The sequence below is a fragment of the Pseudarthrobacter enclensis genome (assembly GCF_001457025.1).
Lineage (GTDB): Bacteria > Actinomycetota > Actinomycetes > Actinomycetales > Micrococcaceae > Arthrobacter > Arthrobacter enclensis.
The window spans coordinates 303,711-320,482 of the sequence record NZ_KQ758599.1 but is presented as its reverse complement, the minus strand read 5'-3'; the positions used below and the strand labels follow the sequence as shown (position 1 = coordinate 320,482).

The window sequence follows — 16,772 nt, the reverse complement described above, 5'->3', positions numbered from 1 at the left end:
GCAGGCGGTCAGCCGTGCGCGAGGATGGTGTCCACCAGCTGCGCAAGTTCGGGCGCATTGTCCGCAGACACGTTCGTCCCCGTCTTCACCGCCGTGGCGGCCAGGTTCCCCTTGATGCCGGTCATGGTCAGGGTGGTCTGGGCCTCCCCTGACGACGCCGTTTGCTTTGCCAGCGCGGCGAAGGACTGCTCGCCCTTGGTGGCGGCGTCGATCTGCTGGATTTCGGTGGTGATCTTTTGCCCCGCCAACTCAAGGGTGAAATTCCGGCATGCGGCAACGGCGTCCTCGGATGCCTGCAGGTGGGCGGTGAGCTCCTTGGCGTCGGTCAGGGCGATGGCCGTGACCACGATTGCGGTGTTCTCCGCCGCCGAGACACTGGTGCCGGCTGCGTAGGTGCTGTCCTCCGGGATCTGGGCGTTGCTGTCGGCAAAGGCATTGCACTCCGGGGGCGTGAACACCGCACCTTTCAGGATCTCCTTGGCCTTGATGATGCCCTGGTCGATCTGCGCCGCGGGAACAACTGTCAGGGCCCGGCCCTGGGAGTCCTTCAACGTGGAGACGATGGAGCTGAGGTCCGCATCAGTGTAGGTTTTCGCCGGGCTTGGCGTGGGGCTGGGGGCCGGCGGCGAGGAGGTTTCGGTCTGGGTGGCTGTCCCCGTTCCACATCCGGCCAAGGCCAGAACGGCTGTGATCAGGAGGATGGTTGGTTTTAATCGCCTGCGCATAACTGGTCCCCGTTTCGGTGCGTGGCCCGTCCAGGCCCGCGGGATATTCCGCAGCCGTTGACGGACGTGATAGCGCCAACCTAGGGAACCACTCCGCCGCCGGACAGAGTGGCCACCACCTGCTTCATAAGCATGCTGAGTATCACCGGGCGTCCGGAAAGGCGGCTGCAGGTTAACCTGCGGCCATCCCGGCGTCCGTCCGGGCCCGCTGCTGCCCGGTTTCCTGGTGGCGTCAGCCAATGCGGGTGGAAGCGGCTGCGAAGCAGGTGGTGGCGGACCGGCCTAGGGGGCGAAGTAGAGTACACGCTACTCGTGTACCGGGACCCGGCTACGGCCTAAGTTTCTGGAAAAGCCGCGCATCGCCGCGTGGCAGGAACGGCGACGGGGGGACACAGGTGACACTACAACCGGCAGTAGGCGCCAGGCGCGCGGACCGGCCAGGGTTCCTGCTGGACCTGGTGACGGGCGCGGAGACGGACCTGGCGTCCGTCCAGAGGCTGGCCGAGGGGGCGGCTGTGTCCCTGGCAGGGGCGGCAGGCGTGGCCCTTGACGCTGCGGCCACGCTCACACGCGCGGGCAACCCGCCCGTCACCGCCGGAAGCGCCACGCGTGCCTACAACATCGCGTCCTCCGAGGACCGGTACAGCGACGGGCCCATGGCCCAGGCAGCAGCCTCCGCGGCCCCGGTCCAGGTCACAGGCGGCAGCGGTTCCCAGCGGTGGGAACGCTACCGCAGGCGGCTGACGGACGCCGGGTACGGAGTGGCACTGGCCGTTCCGCTGGAGCTGGACTCCCGGTCATCCTGCGCCCTGGTGTTCCTGGGACCTGTTGGTTTTGACTTCACCCCCGAACTCGTGGGTGAGGCTGCCTGGTTTGCCGGCGTCGCGGCGCAGAGCATGAAGCTCGCCATCGAGGTCCGCAGCGTCCGCTCCGCCGGGGACAACCTCAAAGCCGTGCTGGAGAGCCGGACGTCCATTGATGTGGCCTGCGGGGTGATCATGGCCCAGAACCGCTGCTCCTACACCGAGGCGTTCGGCAAACTGGCCGGAGTTTCCCGCCAGCGCAACCTCAAGGTGCGCAGCGTGGCGGAAAATGTCCTCAAGGCCCTGCCCAACGGCTCACCGGTGACACGGTTCGAGCCGCCGGCGCTCGCGTAGGGTAAGCGGCGGCGCCCGCTGGACGGACGCCGTCGGCTATTCGAAATCAGGAAACGTCAGGGACGAGCCGAAGTCCGCCGGTGGCTGGACAACCAGCCCGCGGCTCTCGGACAGGGCACTGCACGCTTCACAGCGGCCCACAAACTGGTGCGGGCAATCAAGGTCCTGGCCGTCAGGTGCCGGCAGTCGAACGCGCATGGCGGCCGCCTACCCCGAAACCGCGACGACGATGAGTCCCACCGCCACCAGCACGGCGACGGCGAGGAACGCGAACCCCTGGGCACTTCCCTTCGCGGCTCCGGGCAACCTGCGCCGTCCCCGCTTCCTCACAATTACTTCAGCCATGCAGAGAATGTACGTTTGCGGTCTGCCCGGGCACACGAGAACTCCGTACTTGTCTTCGTTAATTCCACTACTCGATTTAGCACCTGCCGGCCGCCCCGTCAGCGGGTGTCCTGCCCTGTTTTCTCCCCACCGGGTCCGGGTATGCGCCGGAATAGGCAGTATGCTTCAAAAACACCGACCTGCTGGGGGCGCAATGCTATTCGACCGGGGGGCCCGCTACTTCCGCACGCTCGGCCGCAGGGGCCGCACAGTACTGTTCCAGCTGCCGCTGTCCGGGACCATGCTGCTGGTCATCCTTTTGGCATCGGTGCTGCACCCGGACCTGAAGTGGTCGGCTGCCTTCGTGTCATCACTGGTATTCCACGCCGTCCTGCTTGCATCCTGCGCTGCCGTGCCGTGGGACCGGCTGCCCGAACGTGCGGTCCTCGCCATTCCGGTGCTGGATTGCCTGGCGATCGGGTTGTCCCGGGAAGCGGGCGATCAATACCTGTCGGTCCTGAGTTTCCTCCTGGTGTTCCCCGTGGTCTGGCTGTCCTATGGTCCACGCCGGAGCGGCGTGGTGCTGGCCATTCTGGCCGCAGTCCTGAGCGTCGCCGCACCGCCCATGATTCTCGGGTCCGGATACACGAGCGCCTCCTTCATCCGCATCGTGCTCCTGCCGGTGATTTTGGGTGCGGTTGCCTTAACGGCCTTCGGGGTGGCCAATGCGCTGCGCCTGCACCGGCGCCGGCTGGAGGAACGCGAGGCCGAGGTCAGGGAACTGCTGTCTGCCAGTGAGCACCGCGAACAGTTGCTGGCCACCGTGATGGACACGGTCAGCGTGGGCGTGTGGGCGCTGGACCGGAACGGACACACAATGCTGACTAACCGCCACGATGGCAGCTGGCCCGGGCTGCCGGCGGAGCAGGGCGCCGAAGGGGCCAGAACGCAGGTGTTTGGCATCGACCAGAAGGAGGCGCTCCCGCCGGAACAGTACCCGCATGCTCGCGCGGCCCGCTGGCAGCCCTTCACCGACGAACTGGTCTGGATAGGGTCCGGCACCAGCCAGCGCGCCTACTCTGCCACCTGCCGCCTGGTCCCCGCCCGTGACGGCGGGCAGGCCGGCGCCGTGCTGGCCCTGACGGACGTCACCGCCCTGGTGGAGGCGCTGTCCGCGAAGGACCAGTTTGTTGCCAGCGTCTCGCATGAGCTGCGGACGCCGTTGACCTCGATCCTGGGCTACCTGTCCGTGGCCCTGGACGAGGAAGGGCTGGACCCGGATGTAGTGCATTGCCTGGAGGTGGCCAAACGCAACGCTGAACGTCTCCTGAGCCTCGTGGCGGACCTGCTCACCGTCGCGTCGGGAACCCTCACGATCCAGCCCCGGCAGGCCGACCTGGCCCAAGTGGCGGCCCAGAGCGTCGAGTCGGCACAGCCCCGTGCCCGCGCCGGCGGCGTCACGGTGACGTGTGAGGCCGTTGGGCCCGCCGCCGGCCGCTTCGACCCGGACCGGCTGGGACAGGCCGTGGATAACCTTGTCTCGAACGCCATCAAGTACACGCCCCGGGGCGGCACTGTGACAGTCCGCGTAGGTACTGACGACGGCAACCTCGTCTGTTCGGTCACGGACACCGGCGTCGGGATGACCGAGGAGGACTTGGCACAGGCGTTCAACCGCTTCTTCCGGGCGGCCAACGCTCACTCGTCCGCGATCCCCGGCGCCGGCCTGGGCCTGGCCATCACCCGGTCCATCGTGGAGAACCACCGGGGCACCGTGACGTTGTCCAGCACGCACGGGCACGGCACGACGGCGACGCTGACGCTGCCCATGGCGCATACCGGCGCCCTGGCCGCCAGCCGTTAGTCCTTCTTGACCAGCGCAGCCTCGAGGTTGATCTTGACCTTGTCGCTGACCAGCACTCCCCCGGCTTCCAATGCAGCGTTCCAGGTCAAGCCGAAGGCCTTGCGGCTGATTTCCGTTTCGGCGGAGAACCCGGCACGCGTGGCGCCGAACGGGTCCACGGCCACGCCGGTGAATTCCACTTCAAGTTCCACCGGCTGGGTGACTCCCTTGATGGTGAGGTCGCCGGTCAGCGTGTATTCCTCGCCGTCGCCCTCGATGGACGTGCCGCGGAACGTCATTTCGGGGTACTTTTCGACGTCGAAGAAGTCCTCTCCGCGCACATGGGCGTCCCGGTTGGCGTCGCCGGAATCGAAGCTGGCGGTGGCCACCGTGGCGTGCAGGCTGGAGTCCTGCAGTGAGTGGCCCACCCGTGCCTCGGCCTCTGCCTGGGTGAAGCGGCCGCGGACCTTGCTGATGCCTGCGTGCCGGACGCTGAAGCCGATCTCGCTGTGGGACATGTCCAGGGTCCAGGTTCCGGGAGTCAGTTCCTTGGGAAGAGTCATGGCCTATCTCTCCTAACTCGGGGGTTTGCGGGCAAGGGAAGCCCGCTGCCGGCAGGTGCCGTCGCGGCCAGCCTATTACCGGCAGCGCCGCCGGGGCAGGGTCCATGGGCCATAGTTCATTCGCCGGCTACCTGGCCGTCACCAGTTCACGCGCCTTCTCGGCTTCAGGCGTGGGCGCAGGACGGACGACGGCGGCCTCGAGCCTTTCGTTGGCCCAGCGGCGGATGGGTGCCTCCACCAGGCGCGACGACGCGAAGGCCAGTGCTACGGTCAGCACCGCTGCCAGCGCCACCCGGACGGACAGGGACGGAACCACGGGGAGCAGCAGCAGGTAAACGGGAATGTGCCACAGGTACATGGCATAGGACAGTTCCCGGCCCGGCCAGGCCAGCCACGGGTGGCTGAGGATCCGGCCCAGGAAGGCGGCCGGCTGCAGGACCAGGGAGCCGATCAGAGCCGCGGCGAGCAGGGACAGGACCGTGGGCCCGAAGGACCAGAACGCGGTGAACCAGGGGCCGGGTGTGTCCGGCTCATGGAGCAGGAACAGCGCGGCCAGCAGGGAAGCTCCGGCGGCAGGCCCGGCCCAGCGCGCGGCTGACAGCAGCGCTGCGTGGACGCGGGAGCCGGTGCGGACAGCGGTGAAAAGCAGTGCCAGGGCACAGCCGATCAGCAGCTCGTCGGCGCGGGTGTCCGGGCCGTTGTAAAGACGGTTCAGCGGCGCGCCGGCCAGGACCAGCGCCCCGCGTTCCAGCATGAAGGCTGCAGCGAGTCCGGCAGTGGCCCAGGCGGTGGTCCGGATTGTGCAGAACCGCAGCATGGCCAGCAGGAGCAGGGGCCACACCAGGTAGAACTGCTCCTCGACGGCGAGCGTCCAGGTGGGGCCGAGGGTCTCCCCCGCGATCGAGTTCCCGAACGCACCAACGTGCGCGAAGTTCATCACATACGCCACCGCGGGAAGGATGAACCCGGCCTGCCCGCCCCAGCCGGAGCTTGGAAGGACGAAGCCGACGACGGCGATCACCGCGCAGAGTGCCAGCAGGGCCGGCCAGAGCCGGGCCAGGCGCTTGGCGTAGAACACGCCCATCCGGACGCCGCCGGTGGCCAGCCGCTCCTTCAGGATCAGCAGCGTGATGACGAAGCCGCTGAGGGTGAAGAAGACGTCCACGCCGATGAAGCCGCCCGGCATCTGGGCGGTGACGGTATGGAACAGGAACACCCCTGCGACGGCGATGGTGCGCAAGCCGTCCAGGGAGTGTTTGCGCCCTGAAATGATGCTGTTTTCGTGCCCTGTTTTGTGCGCCGAGCCGCGCTCCGGAACTGACGGATTTCCACTGCTTGACCTAAGAACCACCCAGCCAGCATATATAACGTTTCGGTAACTAGGCTAAATGGAGGCTGGGCGCAGCCTGTGTAAATCAGCCCGGAAGGAAGTATCCGGAGACGTCCGCGATCAGGTGCGTGGACCCGGCTGACCGGTTGAAGAGGGCGACTCTTCCGAACTGGCCGATCGGGGTGGTCACCGAGTTTGCAACGATCTGGCCCTTGTCGAAGTTGACGCTCGAGATGTCCGGACGGGTTGCCGCCATCGGGTAGGCGGTGGCAAAACCGTTCGACGTCGCCTGCGCCACGGTGAGGTTCAGCACCATCGCGGGGGCACCTTCGGGAACGCCGTGCTCCCGGGCAGCCTGGAAGGATGTTGCCTGGTCCGGCGAGACCGGGTAACCCGAGCGGGTGTCCAGGAAGCGCGTCGGTGCGGGCAGCGGCTGGAAGGTGCCGCCCGCCGTCGGGGTTCCGGACAGGTAGTAGCCGGAGACGTCCGCGATCAGGTGGGTGGCACCGTTGGAACGGTTGTAGAGCATCACTTTCCCGTCGGGACCCACGGGGACGGTCACGGAGTTGGGGATGATCTGCCCGGCGGCGAAGTTGATGTTGGAGGCGTCCGGCCGGTTGACCCCTGTGGGATACGCGGTGACGAAGCCGAAGGACTTTGCTTCCGCCACCGTCAGGTTCAGCACGACGGCGGAGACAGTGGCGGGCAATCCGTTGGCGCCTGCCACCTGGAAGGCCCGGGCGGTATCAGGGGCGACGGCGGTGGTGCTGCGGGTGTCCAGGAACCGCTTGGGCGCGATGGGCTGGAAGGCGCCTGCCGCCGTCGGGATCCCTTCGCGGTAGTAGCCGGAAATGTCCGCAATGAGGTGCGTGGCTCCGGCGGACCTGTTGAAAAGTGTCACCTTCCCGTCGGCACCCACAGGGACGGTGACGGAGTTGGCGACGATCTGCCCCTTGTCGAAGTTCAGGTTGGAAGCGTCCGGACGCTGCGTCCCGGAGGCGTAGGCGGTCACGAAGCCGAAGGACCGGGCTTCAGCCACGGTCAGGTTGAACACCACCGCTGAGACCTTGGCCGGGATGCCGTTGCGCCCTGCCACCTGGAAGGAGACCGTGGAGTCCTTGGCCACGATGGAACTGGTCCGGGTGTCGAGGGCCCGGAACGGGGTGACGGTGATCAGGGAACCGGCCACCGGAGCGGAAGTGGTGGCGTAGGTATGGAACCACTGGGCTGTGGCACCGGCCATCAGCGTGTAGCCCGGAAGTGAGCGTGCGAAGATGCTGACATTTCCCGCCCCTGCGTGGGGACCTGCTGGAAGGACGTTCCCGTCACGGACGTACTCGACGCCCTGCGATTCCGGCACGGTGAAGGTGTCATCGGCGGTGCCGTCCTTGTCGGAGAACGTCACTGCAGCAGGGATGACGGTGTTCGCCGGCAGGTCTGCTGACGTCAAGGCCAGGGCCTTGGCGGCGTCAAGCAGGCCGGCGCCGCAGCCTACGGGGCAGCCGCTGCCCAGGAGGGGCCGTGCCGTGGCTTTGAGCCGGGCTTCCACCATGTCCGGCGTGTAGGTGCTGCCCACCTCGGACATGAGCATGGCCGCGACCGCTGACACGAACGGAGCGGCAGTCGAGGTGCCTTCAACGTACTCGTAGGCTTCGGCGTCGCGCACGGTGGAGCCGTAGTTGGAGGTGGAGAGGATGCCGTACCGGTAGTCGGCGTCCATGTCACCACCGGGTGCCGTGATGTCCACGGCGGCACCGAAGTTGGAGTAGGAGGCGCGAGCCCCGTCGGGCCCGGAGGCTGCCACGGCAATGGTGTGCTGGCAGTTGGCCGGGGTTACGTCCGCTGCCGGACGTGCACCGTTGCCTGCGGCGGCAACCACTGTGGCTCCGGCGTCGTGGGCGAAGTTGATGGCGTTCTGCTCGGTGATGGAGCAGGAGGCCACTCCGCCCAGGCTGAGGTTGATGACGTGGGCGCGGTTCGGGTTGGCCGGCACGCCTGCCACGGCTCCGCCGGCTGCCCAGATGATGGAGTCGGCAACGTCGGACACATACCCGCCGCAGGAGCCGAGGGCGCGGATGGGGAGGACCTTGGCCGCGGGGGCTGCACCGCTGACGCCCTCGTTGTTATTGGCGAGGGCCGCGATGGTTCCGGCCACGTGCGTGCCGTGCCACGAGGACCGGGACGCCGGGGACCCGGCACCGCATTCGCCCTCTGCCGACCAGTCGCCCTGGTCCTGCGGGTTGGGGTCCCGGCCGTCTCCGTCACGTGCCCAAGCGGGTTCGGACAGCATGTCGTAACCGCCCAGGACGTTGGCGGCCAGGTCCGAGTGATAGGTGATGCCGCTGTCCACCACTGCCACGATGGCGCCCTCGCCCCGGTTGTAGTCCCAGGCTCCGGGCGCGCGGATACCCACATTGTCCTCCCAGAGTGCCCACTGCAGCGGGTACCAGGGGTCGTTGGGGGCCACGGCCGCCGCCTGGACAATGGTGTCCGGTTCCGCGTAGGCAACGTCGGGGCTGGAGCGAAGTGCCGCCAGGAAAGCGTTCGCGTCGGCGCCCGGAAGGGCCTTGCTGGTCTTGACCACCTGCGCACCGGTGGCTGTGCCCCGCACGTACTGTGCGGCGATGCCCAGCTTGCCCGCTGCGGAGCGTGCCGCTTGTGCCGTCACGGCGGCTTCGGAGGCGATGCCGCCCCGGTTCTTGAGCCCCACGATGAACTGGTCGGTTGGCACGGCGTCCGCTGCCGGCTGGGGTTGTGGGTCCCGCAAGGGCAGGTCCGCAGGCTCGGGAAGGTCGACGGCGGGCAACTGCACGGCCGGGCGAAGTCCGGCGCCGGTGTGGGCGGCCTGGGCGGGAAGTGCGGTCAGTGCCGCACCGGCGAGGGCAGTGGCGAGTGCGAGGGCAGCGGCAGTGAAGGGCCGGTGGTTGAACATGGGCGGGGCATCCTTGAGACGGGCGCGGGCCCCGAACGAGGGGCCTGGCACGGACAGCCGGGAATCACCAGCTGACCCCCGCCCTGAGTATAGCCATCAAATTGACAATTGGAAGTCCATTACGGGCGGCCCTTCCCCATTAGTCATGCAGTGTGCGGAGGCGGTCCCGGGCCGCGTGCTCCACTAGGACGGGAACGAAGTCCCTGAGCCTGCCCGCGTCCAAGGACCGGTGCTCATCCTGCACCACGTCTTCAATCACCCGGCGGGCAACGTCCGGGTGCTTTGCGGCGAGGCGGTCCACCACAGCGGACATGGCCCGCACTTCTTCGCTGACTCCCATCGGGACAGGATCCGGCATCGAGGTCCGGAGAACAAGACTTGACTGCGGCGCGGAGCAGCCACAGAAGCGATGCGCGCCGGTTCCGGATTTCGACGCGCATCATGGGCGTCCAGGCCCATGTGGTGGCGGCGCTGGACTGGCTTTCCGGAGGCTCCAGCGCAGGAATCCGCCCCTGAGCGACCCCTGGAAACTCGGGGAGTCTTGAGGCTTTCTTGATCGTTTCCAGCGCCGATGTTGAGCCTGGCAGGCCACAGTGTTGTCAAAGGCCGGGAGCGCATGGGGGTGCAGCTGGGAACTGAGGCCCAGTCAGCCCGCGCCTTAAGTCGGATATGTCCGATGGTCTCTAGCCTGGCGGCGTTGAGTACACGGCGCCGCCAAGCACTCCAACTTTCCAGGCAGGGGCCGGTGGCGGAGGCGGCGGATCAACGTCGATCCGCAATAGTCGCCGGCCCCCACACGTCACACCGCGCACGACGGCGGCAGGTCAGCTTTTCGCGGTCCGGGCACCTCAGTTTCACCGAGGGAAGCGTTGGCGGGGTACCGGCGGCGCCTTCCGGGCAGTGGGCCCGGCGGTCTCACGGACGGGCCCGGCGCCGCCGGTACTTTCACAGTAAAACCGTTCCGGGCGCCCCGCTGCACCAGTAGCCATTACGTCATTTTCCGCGTCCGCCAAGCCCTGCCCCACTTGGTGGTACTCGGCTGACCAGCGGCAACGCCTGTTTGGGCGGGAATTTCCGGGGTACGGCTGGGGCAAGGACTCCCCGCGGTACCGATATCCCCCGCGGGGTTTCCCGCCCAGCTGCGGCTATCTGGTGAGCTCGGCCCAGGACTCCAGGAATTTCCCGGCGATGTAGGCGTGCCCGGCACTGTTGGGATGGGCGCCGTCGGCGTCGAATCCCGGGCTGTTGGCATCCGTGAACCAGCCCGCGGCGATGGCGTCGATGAACGGGGCATGGGCCGCGTCGGCGCCGGCCCGGACGGCGTTGTTGACCTCGCGCAGGTCCCCGGCCAGGGGCTGCGGAGCCGACGGCCCCATCACCACCACCTGCACTCCCGGCCAGAACCTGCGGGCGGCCTCGATGGTCTGCCGGGTGGCTGCGGTGACTTCCCCGGAGTCAGCCTGGGCGTCGTTCTGGCCGCCCTGGAGGATCAGGAGGTTCGGCATGAACGCCGGGTTGGCGGCTGCGGTCTGCCGCAGCCGGACTTCATACTCGCCGCCCTGGTCGTCGCGGGCGCCGCCGCCCCACGCGAACCCGGTGCCGCCACGGCCGTCGATGTTGGTGGGATACCCCAGGGAGTCGGCCACCTGGTAGGCCCAGCCTTCCTCGGGCTGGTCCGCTCCGTCACCGAACGTGTACGAGTCACCCATGATCAACAGCACCGGGTTGGCCGGCAGTTCGATTCGCGGCTGCGCGGCGGGAGTACTGGCCGCCGGCGAGGCCGTGGCAGAAGCCGACGCGGTGGCTGTGGCAGTGGGAGTGGCGGCAACCTGCGTACTGACTGCAGCGGGCTCCGTATCCCCGGATTCGGGAGCGCCCAAGCCGTTGGGGTTCAGCAGCGCCAGGGCAGCGACGCCAAAAGCGGCAACCGCCAGCACCACCAGCGCCGCGTACTTGATCCACTCCCCCGCAGGCGCGCCCGGGCGCCGACCGTTTCCCCTCACCCGGACATTTTACGTGCCACTGCCCCGCGCACGGGCCTGGCCGCACGCCGGTCCTCCCTAGGCGGGCATCCGGCGCAGTGTCAGGTAGGAGCCCACTGCCAGGATCCCGGTGAGCAGCAGGCCCCAGAGGGTCAGGCCCAGGCTGCCGGTTTCGGTGAACCACCGGCCCACGGACGGCCACGCCTGCTGAAAGGTGGCCAGGGCCACCAGGCCCACGAGCACCAGCCCGAGGCCGAGCAGTGCCGTGGTGAGCCCCAGGGCGCCGAACCGCTTGAAGATGGTGGCGAACCAGAACCCGATGGTGAAGAAGAAAAGCGTGGCAGTGAAGTACGTCAGGCCGGCGGCAAAGGGGCCGGCCACCCAGATCCATTCCAGGTAGGCGAAGTAGCCGTTGATGCCATACCCGCCGGTGGCCTGCTCGAACAGGCCCAGGAGGACGAACACCAGGGCCATGCCGAATCCGCTGACTGCCGCAGCGGCCAGCGAGCCGATGAAGAACTCGCGGCGGGTCAGGCTCATGGCCTGGGAGAACGGGAAGGTCATGGTCATGGCCTGGATGCCGATGGCCAGGAAGTACCAGAGCGGCGCCTGCGAGCCGCCGCCGGCTTTGACGCCGTCCACGCCGGCGCCGCCGATGACCCAGAAGATGAGCATGGAGATCAGCCAGGCACCGCCCAGCACCAGGGCGGGCACCACCACGAAGGTCTGGGTGTTTACGAACTGCAGGCGAACCACGTTGAGCAGGCGGTTGCGGGGAACCTCGTGGTCCATCGCGGCTCCGGGGTTGAGGGTTGTCATCGGAGGCTTCCTTCCTGGGACTCCGCCGGTGAACGGTCGCGGCCGGCGGACCGCTGCTGGGTAAGGCGCACAATAAGCTGCTGGAGGGATACCGGCGCGAATTCGAGGCCCTGGGCGGCCATCGCGGCCCGTTCGGATGCCTCGGGGCGGCCTAGGAACGTCACCGAGGTGACCCGGCCCAGGCTTTCGCGGTGGATGACTTCCCGGCCGTTGACCGCGCGGTCCACCGCGGCGGCGTCGCCCACCACGTTGGTGGCCAGGGAGCGGGCGTCCTCGGCGGATTCGTCCATGAGGATCCTGCCGGCGTCGATCAGGAGCACCCGCTCGATGAGGTTGGAGACCTCGTCGATCAGGTGGCTGGACAGCAGGATGGTCCGGGGGAACTCGGCGTAGTCCGCCAGCAGCCGGTCGTAGAAGATCTGCCGCGCCACGGCATCCAGGCCCAGATACGGCTCGTCGAAGAAGGTGACCTCAGCCCGGGACGCCAGGCCAATTACCACGCCCACGGCGGAGAGCTGCCCGCGGGAGAGTTTCTTGATGGTCCGTTTCAGCGGGATCTGGAAGTCGTCGATCAGCTCCTCGGCCAGGCCCTGGTCCCATCGCGGGAAGAACAGCCGGGCCGCCGCGAACGCGTGCCGGGGATTGGCATCGTCCGGGTACTTCTGGCTTTCCCGGACAAAGCACAGCCGGCTGAGGACGCGGGCATTCTCATAGGGGTTCTCCCCGAAGACGCGCACCTCCCCGCTGGTGGGCAGGTTCTGGGCGGTGAGGATGGACATGGCCGTGGTCTTGCCCGCGCCGTTGCGTCCCAGCAGCCCGTAGATGGCGTCCTTTTCGATGTCGAAGCTGACATCGTCCAGCGCAACGGCGTCCTTGTATCTCTTGGTGAGGTTCCTGACCTGTATTACGGAGTTCATCGGGTCCTTCAATCTGGCAGGTTCATGGTTGTGCCGGTGTTGCGCCGGCACCTGTGCGGATCAGGTCCGCGACGTCGTCGGGGCCAAGCCCGATCCTTTGTGCTTCCGCAAGGAGGGGCTGCACGTACCGCAGCGCGAAGTCGTTGCGCCGCTCCTTGAGGAGGAGTTCGCGGGCACCCGGGGAGACGAACATCCCGATGCCCCTGCGCTTGTACAGCACGCCTTTGTCCACGAGCATGTTCACGCCCTTGGCCGCGGTGGCCGGGTTGATGCGGTGGAAGACAGCAAGCTCGTTCGTCGACGGGGCCTGCGCCTCTTCGGCGATGCTCCCGTCGAGGATCGATTCCTCCACCTGCTCGGCGATCTGCACGAACAGCGGTTTGCCTTCATCCATTGAGCGACCTTCCGGCTCTTTGGTTAGTTACTTGACTAAATAACCATGGAACCAGGGCAACGTCAAGGGCGGACGGGGAGCTACTGAAGGGTAGCCAAACCGTAACCTGGCGGCAGTTCCCCCGCCGGCCCGCAGCCACTACTGTCAACAGCACCATCCGGCACAAACGGTAAAGAGGCGACGATGAGCATCGACATCGGAATTGGTACCAGCCTCAGCAACGGGGACGCGGCGCACTTTGCGCTGCAGACGGAAGCGATCACCGCGGCCTCCCAGCAGGTCCGGATTTCACACCCTGCCTACAGCTGGGTGTGGACTCACGAGATCCGCTGCCGGGGCTGCAACGCTGCCCTGGAAATACCCGTCCTTGCCAGCACCAAAGCCAACGCGGACAGGGCCTTCGCGGCGCACCAGTCCGCCCAACTGGACGCGCTGCTGGCCGCGGACGGCTTCGGCTCCCCCGTTTAAGGACAGCGGACGACGGCGGCACGCGGCCGCCGTCGTCCCCGTCCGGAGCGTTGCGGGCGCGGGTGGTCCGCGGCGGCTTCGCTGCTAGCCGTCGAGGGACGCGGCGGTGCTGCCCTGCGGCACCACGACGTGGACGGCGTTGCGGTCGATGGCGAAGTCGGCGGGCGTGGCGGTGGCAATCTCGCCGTCGAGGTTCACCGGCAGCGGCGGATCGGTGACCAGCCGGACCCGCTGGGTGGTCAGGTGGTAGACGCCCTCGCGCTCCACGAAGCTGCCGTCCTTGAGCAGCCGCGCAATCCGCATGTGCTCGCGCAGCGGCGCCCCGGGGATGGCGTACACGTCCAGGGTGTGGTCATCGATTCCCGCGGTGGGCGAGACGGCGTTGCCGCCGCCGTAGTGCCGGCCGTTCCCCACGGCCACCTGCAGCATGTTCTCTAGGTCCAGGGTTTCGTGGTCCCCGTCCGGAAACTCGAGCCGGGCCCGGAAGGGCTTGTGCCGGGCGTAGGCGCGGACAGCCGCCACACCGTAGGCCAGCGGGCCCAGGGACCGCTTCAGCCGCGGGCTGAGCGTTTCGGTCACCCCCACGGACAGGCCCACGGACGCGACATTGAGGAACGGGTGGCCGTTGGCCCGGCCCAGGTCGATGTCCACCACCTTGCCGTCGGCGAGCGCGGCGCACGCCTGGCCCAGGTTGGCGGGGATTTCCAGCGTGCGGGCAAGGTCGTTCGCCGTGCCCAGGGGAAGGACGCCCAGCACGGTGCCGGTCCCGGCGAGCCGGCCCGCCGCATAGGACACGGTGCCGTCGCCGCCGCCCACAATGACGAGGTCGTGCCCGTCGTCCACCACCCGTTCCAGGATCCCGGGCAACTCCGCTCCGGAGGAGATGCGGTGCACCGCGGCCACCGGCAGGCCGGCCTGTTCGAGGATGCCGGAGGCCAGGTCCGGGGCTGACGCGCCCAGCCGCGCCCCGGCGTTGACCACCAGGGCGGCGGAGCGTGAGTCGCGGGCAGCCTTCATGGGGACCATGGTAGGCGGACGGGGCTGGGAGATTCCTGCATGCGCCGGACGCTACCGGGCGGAGTCGCCGTCGTGATTGGTGGGGGTGTGCCCCGCCGGTGCGTGCCCGGCTGCGGCTGCCCGGTGGTCGCCGGGCTCGTGCTCGCCGTCCTTCTTGCCAAACGGCAGGACCTTCAGCAGCGGGTTCAGGATGGCCATGATCACCAGGCCCCAGATGATGCCGACGACGGCGGAGCAGAGGGTGTTCACCAGCCAGGCCAGGAAGCCGCCCACCACGGCGATGTCCGCGAACGGGTGCTCCAGGGCGTGGACCAGGTCGTACGGGGCGTGCCAGCCGAGGTCGTGCGAGCCCTGCAGCATGATGTGGCCGCCCACCCACAGCATCGCGATGGTGCCGATGAACGTGATGGCGCCCAGCACTGCCGGCATGCCGCGGACCAGCAGGTTGCCCAGCCGCTGGGAACCTGCGGATTCCTTCCGGGCCAGGTGGATGCCGACGTCGTCCATCTTGACGATCAGGGCCACGGCCCCGTACACGGCGATGGTGATGACGATGGCCACCACCACCAGGATCAGCGCCCGCAGCCAGAGGGAGGCGTCCGGGACCTCGTTCATGGCGATGACCATGATCTCGCAGGACAGGATGAAGTCGGTGGTGATGGCGCCCTTGACCACTTTGGCTTCGGCGCCCGGTCCCCGGTCCACCGCCGGCGAGTCCTCCTCCGCGGTGTGGTGGCCGCGGAGTTTGTGCCACACCTTCTCGGCGCCCTCGTAGCAGAGGTAGGTGCCGCCCAGCATGAGGATGAACGGGATGATCCACGGAATGAAGGCGCTGATCAGCAGCAGCGCCGGCAGGATGAACAGGAGCTTGTTCCGCAGCGAACCCCAGAAGATCTTCTTGATCATGGGCAGTTCACGGGAGGGGTCCGCGCCGGAGACGTACTGCGGGGTGACGGCGGCGTCGTCGATCACCACGCCGGCGGCCTTGGCGCCCGCCTTGGCGGCTCCGGCGGCCACGTCATCCACGGACGCCGCCGCGATGCGGGCCAGGGCCGCGATGTCGTCCAGCAGGGCAACGAGTCCGCCGCTCACAGGGCACCCCCGTCCTGCACCAGGGCAGGCTGAAGCGGAAGCAGGTCACGGCTGAGGCTGATGATCGGCATACTGCGAGTGTATGTCCTCGGCGCGTCCCGGGGTGCTGCTGCGGGCCCTAGTGGTCCCGGTGCGTCTCCTGCAGCCGCTTGATGAACCAGCGTGACTGTTCGGGGCCGTAGGGCAGCACCGGGATGGCCTTGGTGGCGTCGTCCGGGGTGTCGCGGATGGACTGGCGGGCCTGCCGGACGGCGGTGGTCAGGGTATTGGCCATGGTCTTGACGAACTGGTCGCTGCAGGGCTTGCCGTGGCCGGGGATCAGGAACTCGTACCGGTGCCGCAGCGCCGAGATGTGCCGGAGCGCGTCCGCCCATTCCTCGGGGTAGGAGTCCTCGAAGGACGGGTGGGCGCCCTGTTCCACGAGGTCACCCACGTACAGGGTGGTGGGGGTGCCCACCAGCAGGTCGCCGTCAGTGTGGCCGCGGCCCAGATAGAAGAGCGTGGCGGTCAGGCCGCCCAGGTCCACCAGCACGGGCTGGTCTTTGACAATGGCGTTTGGCACCACCAGTTCAACGTTTTCGCCCTCGCCGGTGGACATTTCCGGTTCCAGGGTGCCCACATGGCGGCGCTGCAGGTCGCCGCGCTCATCGATCTCGGTGGCGCAGTTCTGGTGCGCCCAGAACTCGGTCACCCCGTCCGCCGCGAACACGGCGTTGCCGAAGAAGTGGTCGTAGTGCGCGTGGGTATTGACGACGACGAGCGGCAGCTGGGTCTTCTCGCGCACCGCGGCCAGGATTTCCTTGCCCTGGCGGGGACCGCAGCCGGTATCGATCACCATGGCCCGCTCGGATCCCACCACCAGCCCGGTGTTGAGCAGGGACCCTTCGGTCACCAGCACATAGTTGTCCGCGCCGACTTCAAGCCATTCCGACATTGTTTCTCCGTACCTCCGGCAAAGCAGTGTGCGTTCGTGTAGTGGTCGATTGTACCCACGGCCGCTTGGCGGGGCCTGTCATAACCCGCGGGCCCCATCGACAGCCGCCGTCGTTTTCGACGCGCACGCTCGATGGCGCACCCGATATAGGGGCCGCGCCATCGAGGACGCGCGTCGAAAACGGGCATGCGACTCGAAAGTCAGGCTCCGGGGGCGGCCACGGAATCGCGGACCACCAGCGGGCAGTCCAGGAGGGTGGGCTGCCGGGCCGCATC

General features: G+C 67.9%; 16 protein-coding genes. 3 read left to right on the top strand and 13 right to left on the bottom strand.

Annotated features, from left to right (window positions below; all coding sequences use genetic code 11):
- Positions 1 to 8 precede the first annotated feature (8 nt).
- A complete protein-coding gene (locus AS031_RS01385) occupies positions 9 to 674 on the bottom strand; it encodes a hypothetical protein (protein WP_058266355.1) in 666 nt (221 codons plus the stop codon).
- A 446-nt stretch (positions 675 to 1,120) separates the two neighbouring features.
- On the opposite strand from AS031_RS01385, the gene AS031_RS01380 reads away from it, so the two are divergent.
- Positions 1,121 to 1,882, top strand: coding sequence for a GAF and ANTAR domain-containing protein (locus AS031_RS01380; RefSeq protein WP_058266354.1), 762 nt, complete (start codon positions 1,121 to 1,123; stop codon positions 1,880 to 1,882).
- Positions 1,883 to 2,089: 207 nt separating this feature from the next.
- On the opposite strand, the gene AS031_RS19920 is transcribed toward AS031_RS01380, so the two are convergent.
- Complete coding sequence (locus AS031_RS19920) at positions 2,090 to 2,227, bottom strand: hypothetical protein (protein ID WP_158505820.1); 138 nt, start codon at positions 2,225 to 2,227, stop codon at positions 2,090 to 2,092.
- 193 nt (positions 2,228 to 2,420) lie between these two features.
- Here AS031_RS19920 and AS031_RS01375 point away from each other — a divergent pair, with 193 nt between their 5' ends.
- On the top strand, positions 2,421 to 4,070 hold the full coding sequence (locus AS031_RS01375; protein ID WP_058266353.1) for a PAS domain-containing sensor histidine kinase: 1,650 nt from the start codon (positions 2,421 to 2,423) through the stop codon (positions 4,068 to 4,070).
- Here AS031_RS01375 and AS031_RS01370 read toward each other — a convergent pair.
- From AS031_RS01370 to AS031_RS01335, 8 genes are all read right to left on the bottom strand, one after another.
- On the bottom strand, positions 4,067 to 4,612 hold the full coding sequence (locus tag AS031_RS01370) for a YceI family protein (RefSeq protein WP_058266352.1): 546 nt from the start codon (positions 4,610 to 4,612) through the stop codon (positions 4,067 to 4,069). The genes AS031_RS01375 and AS031_RS01370 overlap by 4 nt on opposite strands.
- Positions 4,613 to 4,739: 127 nt before the next feature.
- Positions 4,740 to 5,963, bottom strand: coding sequence for an acyltransferase family protein (locus AS031_RS01365; RefSeq protein WP_082641922.1), 1,224 nt, complete (start codon positions 5,961 to 5,963; stop codon positions 4,740 to 4,742).
- 64 nt (positions 5,964 to 6,027) lie between these two features.
- On the bottom strand, positions 6,028 to 8,874 hold the full coding sequence (locus AS031_RS01360) for a S8 family serine peptidase (RefSeq protein WP_058266351.1): 2,847 nt from the start codon (positions 8,872 to 8,874) through the stop codon (positions 6,028 to 6,030).
- A gap of 139 nt (positions 8,875 to 9,013) precedes the next feature.
- The gene (locus AS031_RS01355) at positions 9,014 to 9,214 is read right to left on the bottom strand and encodes a three-helix bundle dimerization domain-containing protein (RefSeq protein ID WP_058266350.1); all 201 of its coding nucleotides are present in this window, start codon (positions 9,212 to 9,214) and stop codon (positions 9,014 to 9,016) included.
- Positions 9,215 to 10,019: 805 nt separating this feature from the next.
- Complete coding sequence (locus tag AS031_RS01350) at positions 10,020 to 10,877, bottom strand: SGNH/GDSL hydrolase family protein (RefSeq protein WP_058266349.1); 858 nt, start codon at positions 10,875 to 10,877, stop codon at positions 10,020 to 10,022.
- A gap of 57 nt (positions 10,878 to 10,934) precedes the next feature.
- Complete coding sequence (locus tag AS031_RS01345; protein WP_082641921.1) at positions 10,935 to 11,675, bottom strand: hypothetical protein; 741 nt, start codon at positions 11,673 to 11,675, stop codon at positions 10,935 to 10,937.
- On the bottom strand, positions 11,672 to 12,592 hold the full coding sequence (locus AS031_RS01340) for an ABC transporter ATP-binding protein (RefSeq protein ID WP_058266348.1): 921 nt from the start codon (positions 12,590 to 12,592) through the stop codon (positions 11,672 to 11,674). The genes AS031_RS01345 and AS031_RS01340 overlap by 4 nt, the downstream gene beginning before the upstream one ends.
- Positions 12,593 to 12,614: 22 nt before the next feature.
- Positions 12,615 to 12,986: a GntR family transcriptional regulator gene (locus tag AS031_RS01335; RefSeq protein WP_058266347.1), complete on the bottom strand. Its 372-nt coding sequence runs from the start codon at positions 12,984 to 12,986 to the stop codon at positions 12,615 to 12,617.
- Positions 12,987 to 13,169: 183 nt separating this feature from the next.
- Between AS031_RS01335 and AS031_RS01330 the strand changes: the two genes are divergently transcribed.
- The gene (locus tag AS031_RS01330) at positions 13,170 to 13,454 is read left to right on the top strand and encodes a hypothetical protein (protein WP_058266346.1); all 285 of its coding nucleotides are present in this window, start codon (positions 13,170 to 13,172) and stop codon (positions 13,452 to 13,454) included.
- 84 nt (positions 13,455 to 13,538) lie between these two features.
- Here the strand turns inward: AS031_RS01330 and AS031_RS01325 are convergent, their stop codons facing one another.
- From AS031_RS01325 to AS031_RS01315, 3 genes are all read right to left on the bottom strand, one after another.
- Positions 13,539 to 14,471 carry a lipid kinase gene (locus tag AS031_RS01325; RefSeq protein ID WP_058266345.1) on the bottom strand — a complete coding sequence of 311 codons (933 nt, stop codon included), beginning with the start codon at positions 14,469 to 14,471 and terminating at the stop codon, positions 13,539 to 13,541.
- A 51-nt stretch (positions 14,472 to 14,522) separates the two neighbouring features.
- A complete protein-coding gene (locus AS031_RS01320) occupies positions 14,523 to 15,563 on the bottom strand; it encodes a DUF808 domain-containing protein (protein ID WP_058266344.1) in 1,041 nt (346 codons plus the stop codon).
- 118 nt (positions 15,564 to 15,681) lie between these two features.
- Complete coding sequence (locus AS031_RS01315) at positions 15,682 to 16,497, bottom strand: MBL fold metallo-hydrolase (RefSeq protein ID WP_058266343.1); 816 nt, start codon at positions 16,495 to 16,497, stop codon at positions 15,682 to 15,684.
- Positions 16,498 to 16,772: the final 275 nt, after the last annotated feature.

Bases quoted from the DNA above. Each gene is read 5' to 3' on its own strand.
- AS031_RS01335 (WP_058266347.1), bottom strand. From the start codon at position 12,986: ATGGATGAAGGCAAACCGCTGTTCGTGCAGATCGCCGAGCAGGTGGAG.
- AS031_RS01355 (WP_058266350.1), bottom strand. From the start codon at position 9,214: ATGGGAGTCAGCGAAGAAGTGCGGGCCATGTCCGCTGTGGTGGACCGC.
- AS031_RS01325 (WP_058266345.1), bottom strand. From the start codon at position 14,471: ATGAAGGCTGCCCGCGACTCACGCTCCGCCGCCCTGGTGGTCAACGCC.
- AS031_RS19920 (WP_158505820.1), bottom strand. From the start codon at position 2,227: ATGGCTGAAGTAATTGTGAGGAAGCGGGGACGGCGCAGGTTGCCCGGA.
- AS031_RS01375 (WP_058266353.1), top strand. From the start codon at position 2,421: ATGCTATTCGACCGGGGGGCCCGCTACTTCCGCACGCTCGGCCGCAGG.
- AS031_RS01315 (WP_058266343.1), bottom strand. From the start codon at position 16,497: ATGTCGGAATGGCTTGAAGTCGGCGCGGACAACTATGTGCTGGTGACC.
- AS031_RS01360 (WP_058266351.1), bottom strand. From the start codon at position 8,874: ATGTTCAACCACCGGCCCTTCACTGCCGCTGCCCTCGCACTCGCCACT.
- AS031_RS01345 (WP_082641921.1), bottom strand. From the start codon at position 11,675: ATGACAACCCTCAACCCCGGAGCCGCGATGGACCACGAGGTTCCCCGC.
- AS031_RS01330 (WP_058266346.1), top strand. From the start codon at position 13,170: ATGAGCATCGACATCGGAATTGGTACCAGCCTCAGCAACGGGGACGCG.
- AS031_RS01370 (WP_058266352.1), bottom strand. From the start codon at position 4,612: ATGACTCTTCCCAAGGAACTGACTCCCGGAACCTGGACCCTGGACATG.
- AS031_RS01340 (WP_058266348.1), bottom strand. From the start codon at position 12,592: ATGAACTCCGTAATACAGGTCAGGAACCTCACCAAGAGATACAAGGAC.